This is a genomic window from Paenibacillus roseus, from assembly GCF_016424485.1.
GTDB classification, from domain to species: Bacteria; Bacillota; Bacilli; order Paenibacillales; family Paenibacillaceae; genus Paenibacillus_D; species Paenibacillus_D roseus.
In genome coordinates, this window is sequence record NZ_JAELUP010000103.1 from 400,565 (window position 1) to 412,832 (window position 12,268).

Consider the following 12,268-nt stretch of genomic DNA (forward strand, 5'->3'; position numbering starts at 1 on the left):
GGAAGGGAGCAAACGGTGATGAGCGTACCTGTAATTACGAATAAAATCGGTGTTATTGTAGACAGCTTTCAGGTGGGAGTTAAAGAGGGGCTGCAGAAGGCGCAGAAGGTTGGGGCAGACGGGGTGCAAATCTATGCGGTCCAGGGCGAGTTGGACCCTGCGGGCTTATCCGCGGGCGCGCGAAAGGAGTGGCGCGACTATATCGCATCTCTTGGCCTTGAAATTTCTGCTTTGGTTGGAGATTTGGGGGGCCATGGCTTCCAGGACCCGTCGCAAAATCGGGCCAAGATCGACAAGTCCAAGCGCATCATGGAGCTTGGGATGGAGCTTGGGACGAACATCATTACGACTCATATCGGGATTATTCCCGATGATCCGAACAGCAAAATTTATGAGGCGATGCATTATGCTTGTGAGGAATTGAGCCGTTTTGCAAGCGATATGAACGCCTATTTTGCGATTGAGACCGGACCGGAGACCGCGGCGCATTTGAAAACCTTCCTGGACAGTCTCGGCTCGAAAGGGGTGTCCGTGAACTTCGACCCTGCGAATATGGTTATGGTGACGGGGGATGATCCTGTACAGGGCGTGTACGCCCTGAAGGATTATATTGTTCATACCCACGCCAAGGATGGCGTTAAGCTTGGCCATATTGATCCGCGTGATGTGTACGGCTTCTATGGCTACGAGGTGGAGCTCGATCATGAGAAGATTGCAGCCATGGCGGAGACAGGCGCGGCTTTCCGTGAGGTGCCGCTGGGCGAAGGCGGCGTTGACTGGCCGGCCTATTTGCAGGCGCTGAATGATATCGGATACAAGGGCTATCTGACCATTGAGCGCGAGGTCGGTACGAGCCCTGAGGCGGATATCGGACTGGCAGTAAAGTTTTTGCAGCAGTTTAGAGGGTAGATGTTCTTTTCGGAAAGAAAGTCTTTCACAAAAGACGCTTCCAAAAACACTGAATCTGGTGTGGGGGCGTCTTTTGCGTGTACGGGATTTTCAATACAGAAATTCCTAGTCTAGCTAGCACTTTTTCATAAAACACGTAGTACAAACCAGTCTCTTCAATTGAAAATAGAGACTTGTTTTTTTACAGAATCATACCCATTTCCCGTAAGCGCCCCTTAATAGCTTCGAGCTTTCTCGATCTCTCATAGGCATCAAGGCTAATCAGGTATTCAGGATGTTCCGAAATTCTCTCAAGAAAATCAAAAAGCAGCAGCTGACACGTAATTCCGAAATTCCGAATGCTTCCCAATTCTTTCCAGGTGGTGTTCAATAAATCCTCAATCGTAAGATAACGCCGCCTGCGAAGGGCGCCAATCATGAGGGATACTGTTTTTTTATTGTCATCGGAGTAGGCGGCTCGTCTGAGTTCATTAATATTTAGCGTTAGAATCGGCTCTTTAACAGGAAAATAGTACTTTAGTTGTGTTTTTGGGTCGATTTGATGTCGCATGTATTCACCTCAGAGAATATAGATGTTGTTATCATATCAAACAAATCTATACAAGCTCTGAACGTATGCTTACTTTGAATTGAATTTTCTCTCAAATATACACGAATTGAATAAACAGGACTAAAGTCACTTTTTTCGATTGACTCTTAAATCTTTATCATAGAATGAATGGTATCACTTTAACAGTGATCGGAAGAACCCCTTGTCCCGCAATGTTCCCTCACTCGCTAGAGGCAAGGGGTCCTTTGGGTTTGGAGTGTTAATTCTGCATAAAAAATATAGGAAAGTATTGACTCTGAATTAAATTGTTGATATAGTATTAATTGTTGTTAACACGATCTGTTAGCTCAGCTGGGAGAGCACCATCTTGACAGGGTGGGGGTCAGTGGTTCGAGCCCACTACAGATCATTGAAGAAAACCCTTGAGAAATCAAGGGTTTTTTGCTGTTTAATTGTTTATTTCAAGTACAATCTTACCTCATTCGTTGTTGAGGCCTGCGGGCACCATATTGCTTTTATATAAAGTAAAGATGAACTTAAAAATCTACATATTCTTTATATCCCGAACTGGTGCGAATGTGAAGCTCCCATGAATTTCCCGGGTCCTACATTCATCCGATATTTTCCTTTTTCGTTGTCTACATACTTTGAATTAAAGAAATGAAAGCGGGGTAGCCGAAGTGTGAAAGGATTCTGGAGAAGCGAAGCGTTCGCCTTTGTTCCCGGATTTCCTCATTCATTTACTGTTTATTCAAGAAAACCGGGAACAACAGCGATCGGAAGAACCTTTCACACGCAGGCCTTGCCTCACATTCATTCATTTAAATGATATAGCTTCTATAGGATTGCATTATATTTTCTCGCTTGGAGCCAAATATTTTACTAAATCTATCAACTTTATTCATTCCGATTCGTCTAATATAGTGTAACAACAATTAAGGCGATTTCGGGAGGGAAACATGATGAAAATTTACCAACCGCTTAGAAAATCTGCCCGTATTGCATTGCTTCTATCAGTTGCCGCTTTGGGTGTTGCAGGCATTACGAGTGGGATTGCCCAGGTGAATGCCGCATCTGTTAGCAAGATGACAACCATCAGCAAGTCGACTGCAAAAGACACAGACGAGTCCCAAGCTTTGCAGACTTTGAACAGTTTTTATAAACCGGCGTTAAAAGGTCAGTTCCCTGGGGGTGTGAGCGGCTTGACCGTTGGGGTGAGCACCCGCAAGGACGTGGAAAAGAAAATCGGTGAACCGGATTCACCCAGCAAGAATGCCAATGATTTTGATGTTTACACTGCGAATATGGGGCATCCGGGTTATGCGGTTTCTTATAAAGAGAAAGAGAACAAAATCCATGAGCTGCGTTACTTTGGCACCAATGTAGAGCGGCAGACGAACATTGGCGGCATTACTGAGAAAATGCTGAAGCAGCACTGGGGGAAACCGGATAAGACCAAAAGCTTCAAAACCGGCAAACAATCGCAGATCAAATGGAGCTACAATCGCGGGGACTATGTGCTTGAATTTATTTTCAATGACGCTGCTCATTTGGATCATATCAATCTGGTGAAAAAAGCGGCGAAATAATCCCGCATGAGCGATGATAATAACAGTTAGCGACAGACAATAACAGTTAAGGTAGAAAAAACAAACAGGCGGGCTTCCTCCAAGAAGCGCCGCCTGTATTTTGTTGGATGTAAGTTGCCGCACGGATGCTTTATTTCCGCTTCACATGAACATGTGAAGACATTACCCGTTAGGAATATCGCATTTGTTCTTGATAAAATGGATCAGATTATGCAGACGGTTTGCCTCTTCCTGCTGCTCCGGTGTCAGCTTCCCGCCAGCAGGAAGCTGATTTAGCAAAAGCTGAAGCTCATGCAAATCCTCGGATGCATTGGCGCAATTATAATTGCTCTCCAGTCGTTCAGTCATCGGTGTTCCTCCTCGAACTTGGGCCTGGGTTGGAATTCATAGTATAAGCATTTGTATCAAAACTATACTGTTATACAGCCAGACCCATGTGCCAGAATTGAGGTTTGAGAAAAGTTTTCGGCGGCCATAATACTCCATATGCAGGAAATTATGTCGAACAGGAGTGCGTGCAAGATGTGGAAGCCTTTGGTACTGCTGCTTGCTGTTTTGTCTCTGGAAGGCTGCGCCAGTTTTTCATTTTCTCTCTTTCGGATGACGGATGCATCCCCGGCTGAACCAGCTTTTGTGATCCAGGATGTGTATGGAAGACCATCGGTTACCAGTGATGTATATACACGGGCAGGAATAGTGGAGCCGCTCCCCCGTCAGTCATTTGGCAGATCGTCAATTGAGCCTTATCGTCCCGGCGGGGGATTGCGTACACAGCCGTAATACTTTAGACAGCTTGATAAGCCGCATGTATGGTTTCATACAAAATGTTCCATACTAAGCGTGCAAACTATCCGGATGACCGATCAGGTCATTCGGAAGACATGTCAGAAGACAACAGGAAAGCGAGGATAACAACCATGACGAACAATGCTCCGAACAGCAGCCCGGGCAATAGCCTGAACAACGGCCAAACCCAAAACTTCAATTCGAACCAATCCAGCGAAACGAGCAATTTCAATAACAACGCAGACAACGAGGCCGTCCAAAATGCAAATGCAGTGACCAATGCCGGGGTGAATATCAACTCCAGTGTCAATACTAATGTAGCGGATGATGCCAATCTTGGCTTCAATAACCAATCTACCTCCAATGCCGATTTGGCTGCAAATGCGAATCAAAGTCTGGACCAGCGTGAGCGATTCGTTGCCGTACAAAAGAACGGTGACGGAGACCTAACCGCCTTTCAAACCTCAAACGGCCGCGTGTTGCAGTATCAGGAAGCGTTGCAAGAAGTACAGGCTGGACGCATTGCGGGCGTGAACAGCTTCAAAGGAAGAGACGGCGAATTCTACATTCGCGGTGACGCAGACGGAGATCCAACGAACAATCTGGACCAACTCCCGCGCTTCTGATCACTTGCCAGTCTCGATTGCAAGTCACAAATAAGCCACCCTGTCGCCTGAACTGGACGTAACCCGTCCTCCAGGAACGATAAAGGTGGCTTGTTTTTCTGCACAAAAACCAGCTCCTGACCGCCAACATTGTGGCAAAGGGCGGCAAAGTCATTTACGCTTCGTTGAATTCGACATTCAATTTTGAAAGCTCGGTATCATCATACAGCCGCTGCTGCTCGATGAAACGCATTTGCCCCGTTTTTCCGATATATTCAGGTTGATTGTCCGCATAATGCATTAGCCAGAGACGTTGCTGGATGAACTCCGGCAAGGTCACCAAATCATCGAGGCAGGCATGAACCGCGCCAGGATTAATAAATTGGCAATCATGGAGAATGGTATCGCAGCCGCGTTGGTCCACAAGACTGTGCAGAAGCTCAGGATTGAAGCGCATATCGGCGCTGTAGAACAGGTGCCGATTCAAATAAAGCGAGAAGCTGGCTTTGTTTGGAATATGCGGCGTTTCTATAATTTCTACACATAGGCCCGGTGCAAGCTCGTATTCGTGCCCTTCCTCCATCAACCGAACATCAAAATAATCCTCCAGCGTATGTCCTTCATCTTGTGACAGCCCGCCTTTCAGCGCATTTTCCCAAAGAGGAACCGCCAACACTTCAGGCACATAGAGAAGCGGTTTGCGTTGATACTGGAATTTCATTCGAAACGCAATTTCCTCAAGCCCTCCCACATGATCAGCATGAATATGAGTAACCAGCAGTGCATGAATCTCATCGGGAGATTTTCCTAATGAATGCAAGGCAGCTGGGGCCGTAATGCCGCAATCCACCAGTAGTGTATAACCATTTGCATAGACTAATGCATTGTTGTTGTAAAAGGTTTTGGCAAAAGCACTCCCAGTACCGAGCATTTGAAGTTTCAAACGTTAATGACCCCCTGCAAATTCAGATTTCTATTCAATTTATCATTTTTCAGGTCAAAAAAAAAGTGCTTATATCACTAGAATTTACAAAAAACAATTCAATATGAGGGAAGATTATCATAACAAAAAAAGTGGCCGGGACTTGCGCAACTTTGCCTAAATTGGAGAGTATAACCTTACAAGCAACAACGGGAGGAGGTATGGCATAATGAAGATCAAGAAGCTGGTTGTTCTTACACTGGCGCTTTCACTTTTTGGCGGTACGGCGTTGTTCGCCGACTCCACTGCACAGAAAGTCAGAGTTTTTGTTAACGGAATTGAATCCAAAGAGTCTGGCCTGCTTTCGGAAGGAAGTACATTTTTGCCGCTCAGGCAGATTGCTTCTTCCTTGCAGGCATTAGTTGTATGGGATGATTCCGCCAAGCGGGCTTCCATCTATAAACCGAATGTACATATGTTCCTGTTTCAAGGGCAAAATTCATTTGGCAACGTTAAGCAAGGCAGAGTCACATTTAGCGTATTCTCTCAAATCGACAATTTGAAGGTGGATATTAACGGGGTTAAGGTCGCAATTGCCGATCCTGCGGGGGACGAGAAGCTTATTCAAGCCCAGGACGTCAACCCAAGCAAGCAGCCTGATAATTTCTGGTTCCGGTCTGAAGATTTTCGGTACAATTTTGACTCCGCGGGCAAGTACTTGATTCGTTTCTACATCAAGCCTGTGTCTTCTAATGAATGGACAGTCGTTTCCGAGAAGACAATTACGGCTCAATAACGAATTTGCAATGTTTATTCAGTAAACGAAAGAGGTTTGACCATCTTTCATGAAAATGTTACGATACGTTGGTGAAAGATTTTTAAATGTGAAATGGGGTTAACCAATGAGCGAACATCAACATGGAGACAATTGCGGCTGTGGTCATGACCATGAGCATGAGCACGAAGAGCATGTATTTTTAGTTAGCGATGATGAAGGTGTAGAACGGGAAATGGTGATGGTTTTCACCTTTGAATCCGAAGAGCAAGTATATGCTGTCCTTTTGGATCGCAACAATCCGGAGTCTGACGGAATTATTTTCCGCATTGAAGAAGAGAACGATGAAGCATTCCTCGTAGGTATCGAAGACGATGAGGAGTGGGAGCGTGTATCCAAAATTTACGAGGAAATCGCCCTGCAAGAGAATGAATCTCAAGCGTAATTCGATAACAATCTGCAAGTAGCCGCCATCCGGGACATCGGTAGGGCGGTTTTTTATTTTACCCGCGAAACGAAGCTCTTGCCTATCAAAGAAATGCCAAGCTGCTTACGCTTGGCATTTCGCTACACCGGAGAAAGTTCGCTTCGAGCTGGCTTGCCTTGTGAATAGTTGACAACAACTGGCTCCCATGATAATTTGAGTTTAGCATTTCTTCATTAATAAACTTGGATAACTTGGACAGTTTACGACCGGCCAAACCGGAGACGCTAATTTATTTGGTGTCTCCGGTTTTTTACTTCCAAGGGCAAATTAGGAGGCAAAAGATGATGAACGAGACGATCCAACTGTTAAGAAACCACCGCTCTATTCGAAAGTATAAGAATATTGATGTTCCTGAGGCACACCTGCAGGAAATAATTTTGGCCGCCCAGGCCGCCGCAAGCTCCTCGAATATTCAGGCCTATAGCGTAGTGGCAGTCCGTGACCCTCAGCGAAAGCAACGCTTGTCCGAACTTTCCGGAAACCAGAAGCAAATCCTGGAGAGCCCGGTATTCCTCATATGGTGCGCCGATTTGAACAAAATCAGAAAAGCAGTCCGACTGCATGAGGATATAGAATTAAAGCAAAATGTCGAGATGCTCCTCCTGAGTACGGTAGACGCCGTGTTGGCGGCTCAAAATGCAACAGTTGCCGCGGAATCACTTGGGTATGGGACGGTCTACATCGGGGGAATCCGTAATAATCCGCAAGAGGTAACGGATTTGCTCGAGCTGCCGCAACTGGTTTACCCGGTATTCGGTCTGTGCGTCGGCGTACCGGATCAGGAGCCTGATATTCGCCCGCGTTTTCCGCTTGCTGCTGTGTATCACCAGGAGACCTACAGTGAAGACGCACTGGAGAAAGGAATTCACACCTATGATGAGATTACAAGCCACTATTATGCTACGCGCAAAGGCGGGGGAGCAGGCGGTGAACGGGAAACGACATGGTCACGGGAGATGCTGAGAAAATTTGAAAGAGAAAACCAGCGTGATCATATGCATGATTTCCTGCTAGGCAGAGGTTTTGAACTGAAATAATAGGAGGGGCGGTCCTTTAGTCAACGTAAGTGACTTCAGGAACCGCCCCTTGCAATTCGAATAGGAAGTGGAACAACTTGCCTGGGCTAGAATATCGCTTCTTCCTCAACAATTACCTTCACGAACTCAATGCTGCGATCCTCCGGACCTTTTACCGGAAGACCCACTTCCACATGGTCGACAATATACTCAATGTTCTCCTGCGAAATAACTTCACCCGGGAGCAGAATCGGAATGCCCGGCGGGTACACATAAATAAATTCGGCAATAATTCTCCCTGCAGATTCCTTGAACGGAATGACTTCGGTTTCCGCATAGAACGCATCGCGCGGGGTAAGAGAGAGCTGCGGGATCTCCGGAATTTTCACAACCAACTCCTTGGCCTCGTTCTTCTGATAGTATGCTTCAGACATCTCTTTTAAGGCAGTGAGCAAAATATCGACCGTACTGCGGTCATCCCCGGTTGTAATGAGACAAAGGATATTGTACATATCGCTAAGCTCGACTTCAAGATTATAATGATTCCGCAGCCAGTTCTCCACCTCGTAACCTGTGATGCCCAGATGGCGTACATGTACGCACACTTTGGTCGGGTCATAGTCGTAGGTTGCTTCATCGCCCAAAATATCCTCGCCAAAGCAGTACAGTCCCGGAATCTTGTTAATTTCGACACGGGCGTACTGGCTCAGGGCAATAGCTTCCTCCGCCATTTTGTAGCCGTTCAGCGCAAGATGGCGTCTGGACGTATCCAGGGAACTGAGCAGAATATAGGACGTGGAAGTCGTCGTCAACATACTGATAATAGTCTTGACGCGCTGCGCATTAATTCTGTCGCTGCGCACATTCAAAATCGAACTTTGCGTCATCGAGCCGCCAAGCTTGTGTACGCTGGTTGCCGCCATATCAGCGCCGGCCTGCATCGCGGACATCGGCAGCTTGTCATGGAAGTGAATCAACACGCCGTGCGCTTCGTCGACGAGCACCGGGATGTCGTAGCTGTGTACGAGATCGACAATTTCCTTCAGATTGGCGCAGATCCCGTAGTAGGTCGGGTTGATGACAAGGACCGCTTTGGCGTCGGGATGGCGCTGCAGCGCCCGGCGAACCGAGCGAGTTGTAATGCCGTGGTCAATCCCCAGATTGCCATCACGGGCAGGGGAGATGAAGACCGGACGGGCGCCGGCGAATATGATCGCTGACATGACGGATTTGTGTACATTACGGGGTACGATGATCTTGTCTCCCGGTGAACATACCGTCAAAATCATTGTCATAATTGCACCACTTGTCCCTTGTACCGAGAAGAACGTATAATCCGCGCCGAATGCATCGGCGGCAAGCTTCTGTGCTTCCTCAATAACACCGGTCGGCTGATGCAGATCATCCAATGGGGCTATATTTATTAAATCGATGGACAGGGCATTGTCGCCGATAAATGACCGGAATTCCGGGTCGCTGCCGGCGCCTTTTTTGTGTCCAGGGATGTGAAATTGTACAGGTTTCTGCTCCGCATGTTTGCACAACGCGCTAAATAGCGGGGTTTGCGTATGGTCCAATGATTCACCCAGCCTTCCAAAATAAAAGTAATCAAACAAGGTTGAGTATAGCAAAAACAGGAGGGAATGCAAGCAGATTTTGTTACGGATTTGTTCATTTCCATGCGTTGACAAGTTATGGTACGATTATCGATGGAGGGAATACAGATGAACAAACCACTATTTGTCGTGATGCTGATGTTGATGACGACGTTCATTGGCTTCGGGATTATTATTCCGGTCATGCCGGAGCTGATTAAAGCGGCGGACCCCGGCTTGCTGGAGCGACATACCGGACTGATGCTGTCCATTTATTCGGCGGTTTCATTTTTGCTTTCGCCTGTTTGGGGGGCGTTGTCGGATCGCATCGGCAGACGTCCGATTATATTGACCGGCATCGTCGGATTCGCAGCGAGCTTTATTTTATTTGGCATCGGTTCGGATAGCCTCATTCTAATGTATGCTTCGCGCGTGCTTGGCGGCTTGTTCTCAGGGGCCGTAACTTCAGTCATTGTTGCTTATGTAGCAGACGTAACTCCGCCGGAGGAACGAACGAAAGGCATGGGACTGGTGGGCATGTCGATCGGGTTGGGCTTCACGATCGGTCCAGGCGTCGGCGGCTTGCTGAGCCAGATTTCCTTGCAGGCTCCGTTTTTCGCAGCGGCTGTTCTTGCGCTCATTACCTTTTTGCTCGCCCTGTCACGGCTGAAGGAGTCGCTTCCGCCGGAGAAGCGCCAGGCAGTCGGAGACAAGCGGCCATCGCGCTGGCAGGCTTTCAGAGGCTCGATACGCTATTTGTACGTAATGGCGTTTTTTGTAGCGGTCACGCTTGCCGGTCTCGAGGCTACGCTGCAATTGTTCGGTATGCAGCGCTTTGATGTAACGCCGGGGCAGGTGGGAATGATGTTCTTTGTCTGCGGCATTGTCGGAGCGCTCGTACAGGGCGGAGTCGTCAGGAGGTATATACGCCCGGGATCGGAGCCGAAATTCATTATAGCTGGCTTGTTCCTGTCAGCCGCAGGCTTTTTCCTGCTGGTCACCGCCCACACGCTTTGGACAGCGACTGTCTTTTTGGCCATATTCGGAATCGGCAACGCCTTGATCCGTCCTTGTGTCACCTCGCTCATTACGCAAAAGACGACTGTTGGACAGGGGGTTGCTTCAGGGCTTAGCTCCTCCATGGACAGCCTTGGACGAATTATCGGTCCTCTGGTAGCGACTTCATTGTTCGTGCTGGATTTAAAGCTGCCTTATCTAGTAGCCGGCGCGCTGTCGCTGGCTGCGCTGCTGCTGCTTTCCGGCTTTGTTGCCGCTGACCGCAGAGCAGGCGCAGGGGAGGCCCGCTAAATAACAACGGGGTTGATTGCAGAGCCTTTATCCGGCTTTGCAGTCAATCCCGTTGTGTCGTTTCTCGGCCTAAAAGGCCATTCGATAAAGCGGCAGCAATGTCTGGAAAGTCTGTTCGATCGTGCGGATGAGCCTCTCGCCATCGCGCAGCAGCGGATCGTTGCGGTCTAGCTGAAGCCCGCACAGCGCCTCGGCCGCCTTAACGGTTTTCAATCGGGCAAGCAGCGTCTCCAGTCCCTGCTTGCCCAGATCGCCATGCCGTGTTCCCTCAGGAATCATATGATCGCTTGACCATACATAATGTGAAGGAACAAGATCAATGATCTCCTTTAGCTTGTTCTGTGCATGATCTGCAAATATCGATTTGTTCTTGCATTCATATATAACTGCAAACTGAATGAACAAATGAGATTCAAACAGGCCGATCTGGAAATGGGGATGCGCCTTGTACCCTCGTTTATTATGGGCAAAGGCTACCCAGGTGTCATTTGGCGGATTAATGGTCCGTCTTGCATGCTTGGCGACATGCGGGAACATCTCTTCGCCGCAGAGAACGGACAATTCAGGCGACAGACGCTCTCCGAGCAAATTCAGCTTTGGGCGGACGAGACGGATCAGAGCTTCCATGCGCGGCTCGAGGCCAGGAATTGTGAAGACGTCAAAGTCCTCCTGTGTAAAACCGGCAAAGAGGGCTTCCTGCGGCTGCTTCTCTTGCGGCGTTTCGCTTATATGTAAAGTCTGCAACGTCTGATGAACTTTGGATGGGGTCATGTTTCGAATCCTCCCTGGGTTAGTTTGCTGTGCCTATTATAGCATAGTGTCTGCTGGCTGCCGCAAGGAATGACAGGTCTGCTGCTTGTGGAAATGACCGCCTTGGAGAGTGGAGCCTTGTGCCGATTTCAGAGGGACAAGCGAAATTAACTGTCAAAATAGTCAATAAACCAAGTTGCCATAACATATGATGAAGTATAAGATAATAGTAAGAACAAATTGTCAGAACATTTCGTCAATAATACACAACTAGTCATTGCAGACATACAAACCGCCAGGGAGGGGTTGCCGTGAATAAAAGCCATGAAGTGGAGTATTGCAACTTGGAGCTTCGTTTCGACCGTCGGCAAATCCAGAATTTTATTCGCGATTTGATTCAGGAGGGCTACTCACTCTACTGGAGCGAATCCGAGGCCCAATTTCTCATTTCGATCCGAACAGGACGCAAGCTGGTGAAGCTTAAATTTCAGCGGCTTCAGAACCGCTATAAAATTGTAGGCGATTACACCATTAAAGATGAGAAGCTGTCTGAACTGCTGGAAAAATTAATTAACGATACCCGGGGCCACGCCGTTGTCAAGCGCATTAAAGACCGCCAGATTGTCATCGAGAACATTATGTTTGGTGAAATCATTCGACTTGTGGAGGTAAGCGGAATGGAACATAAAATCATTTACCAACGTAAACCTTTTGTGACGGTAGAAGAGATCATAGAGGCATTCAGCTCCAAGAGAGCGGAGGAGCGTGTGCCGGTATTACGCTATGAGTTGGACTATGAGCTGTCTGTATTAAGCGAGGCGCTGGCTCGGCAGGATGAGGAAGGAATTGCCGCTTCCAAGGGCAGGCTGGCAGCGATGCGTATTGAAATGCTGCAGTTGGAACTGTAGCTTTGAACCCCTGGATAACCTGACAAGGATGCTTCCGACAGCCGATTGGCTGGGAGCATCCTTGTTCA

14 protein-coding genes and 1 tRNA gene are annotated in these 12,268 nt (G+C 47.9%); 10 read left to right on the forward strand and 5 right to left on the reverse strand.

Features of this window, described 5'->3' with window-relative positions; genetic code table 11:
• Window positions 1-18 precede the first annotated feature (18 nt).
• The gene (locus tag JFN88_RS18695; protein ID WP_199020798.1) at window positions 19-909 is read left to right on the forward strand and encodes a sugar phosphate isomerase/epimerase family protein; all 891 of its coding nucleotides are present in this window, start codon (window positions 19-21) and stop codon (window positions 907-909) included.
• A gap of 181 nt (window positions 910-1,090) precedes the next feature.
• On the opposite strand, the gene JFN88_RS18700 is transcribed toward JFN88_RS18695, so the two are convergent.
• Window positions 1,091-1,459: a hypothetical protein gene (locus JFN88_RS18700; protein ID WP_199020799.1), complete on the reverse strand. Its 369-nt coding sequence runs from the start codon at window positions 1,457-1,459 to the stop codon at window positions 1,091-1,093.
• Between the two features lie 336 nt (window positions 1,460-1,795).
• Between JFN88_RS18700 and JFN88_RS18705 the strand changes: the two genes are divergently transcribed.
• Window positions 1,796-1,868, forward strand: a tRNA-Val gene (locus JFN88_RS18705).
• A gap of 550 nt (window positions 1,869-2,418) precedes the next feature.
• Window positions 2,419-3,048, forward strand: coding sequence for a YjgB family protein (locus JFN88_RS18710; protein ID WP_233168051.1), 630 nt, complete (start codon window positions 2,419-2,421; stop codon window positions 3,046-3,048).
• 162 nt (window positions 3,049-3,210) lie between these two features.
• On the opposite strand, the gene JFN88_RS18715 is transcribed toward JFN88_RS18710, so the two are convergent.
• Window positions 3,211-3,396 (reverse strand): DUF2524 domain-containing protein, encoded by a 186-nt coding sequence (locus JFN88_RS18715; RefSeq protein WP_199020800.1) that lies wholly within the window; start codon window positions 3,394-3,396, stop codon window positions 3,211-3,213.
• Window positions 3,397-3,570: 174 nt separating this feature from the next.
• Here JFN88_RS18715 and JFN88_RS18720 point away from each other — a divergent pair, with 174 nt between their 5' ends.
• The gene (locus tag JFN88_RS18720; protein WP_199020801.1) at window positions 3,571-3,828 is read left to right on the forward strand and encodes a hypothetical protein; all 258 of its coding nucleotides are present in this window, start codon (window positions 3,571-3,573) and stop codon (window positions 3,826-3,828) included.
• Window positions 3,829-4,229: 401 nt separating this feature from the next.
• Window positions 4,230-4,460: a DUF3892 domain-containing protein gene (locus tag JFN88_RS18725; protein ID WP_199021313.1), complete on the forward strand. Its 231-nt coding sequence runs from the start codon at window positions 4,230-4,232 to the stop codon at window positions 4,458-4,460.
• A 154-nt stretch (window positions 4,461-4,614) separates the two neighbouring features.
• Here the strand turns inward: JFN88_RS18725 and JFN88_RS18730 are convergent, their stop codons facing one another.
• Window positions 4,615-5,382 carry an MBL fold metallo-hydrolase gene (locus JFN88_RS18730; protein ID WP_233168053.1) on the reverse strand — a complete coding sequence of 256 codons (768 nt, stop codon included), beginning with the start codon at window positions 5,380-5,382 and terminating at the stop codon, window positions 4,615-4,617.
• A gap of 208 nt (window positions 5,383-5,590) precedes the next feature.
• On the opposite strand from JFN88_RS18730, the gene JFN88_RS18735 reads away from it, so the two are divergent.
• The 3 genes from JFN88_RS18735 to nfsA all read left to right on the forward strand — a co-directional run bounded on the left by JFN88_RS18735 (window position 5,591) and on the right by nfsA (window position 7,660).
• A complete protein-coding gene (locus JFN88_RS18735) occupies window positions 5,591-6,157 on the forward strand; it encodes a stalk domain-containing protein (RefSeq protein ID WP_199020802.1) in 567 nt (188 codons plus the stop codon).
• A 106-nt stretch (window positions 6,158-6,263) separates the two neighbouring features.
• Complete coding sequence (locus JFN88_RS18740) at window positions 6,264-6,581, forward strand: DUF1292 domain-containing protein (RefSeq protein WP_199020803.1); 318 nt, start codon at window positions 6,264-6,266, stop codon at window positions 6,579-6,581.
• Window positions 6,582-6,907: 326 nt separating this feature from the next.
• Window positions 6,908-7,660: an oxygen-insensitive NADPH nitroreductase gene (gene nfsA / locus JFN88_RS18745; RefSeq protein ID WP_199021315.1), complete on the forward strand. Its 753-nt coding sequence runs from the start codon at window positions 6,908-6,910 to the stop codon at window positions 7,658-7,660.
• Window positions 7,661-7,746: 86 nt separating this feature from the next.
• On the opposite strand, the gene JFN88_RS18750 is transcribed toward nfsA, so the two are convergent.
• Window positions 7,747-9,216: an aminotransferase class I/II-fold pyridoxal phosphate-dependent enzyme gene (locus JFN88_RS18750; protein WP_199020804.1), complete on the reverse strand. Its 1,470-nt coding sequence runs from the start codon at window positions 9,214-9,216 to the stop codon at window positions 7,747-7,749.
• A gap of 147 nt (window positions 9,217-9,363) precedes the next feature.
• On the opposite strand from JFN88_RS18750, the gene JFN88_RS18755 reads away from it, so the two are divergent.
• Window positions 9,364-10,542 (forward strand): MFS transporter, encoded by a 1,179-nt coding sequence (locus JFN88_RS18755; RefSeq protein ID WP_199020805.1) that lies wholly within the window; start codon window positions 9,364-9,366, stop codon window positions 10,540-10,542.
• A gap of 69 nt (window positions 10,543-10,611) precedes the next feature.
• Here JFN88_RS18755 and JFN88_RS18760 read toward each other — a convergent pair whose 3' ends face one another.
• Complete coding sequence (locus JFN88_RS18760; RefSeq protein WP_199020806.1) at window positions 10,612-11,313, reverse strand: YktB family protein; 702 nt, start codon at window positions 11,311-11,313, stop codon at window positions 10,612-10,614.
• Window positions 11,314-11,603: 290 nt separating this feature from the next.
• Here JFN88_RS18760 and JFN88_RS18765 point away from each other — a divergent pair, with 290 nt between their 5' ends.
• Window positions 11,604-12,200: a YkzI domain-containing protein gene (locus JFN88_RS18765; RefSeq protein ID WP_199020807.1), complete on the forward strand. Its 597-nt coding sequence runs from the start codon at window positions 11,604-11,606 to the stop codon at window positions 12,198-12,200.
• The last annotated feature ends 68 nt before the right edge of the window (window positions 12,201-12,268 follow it).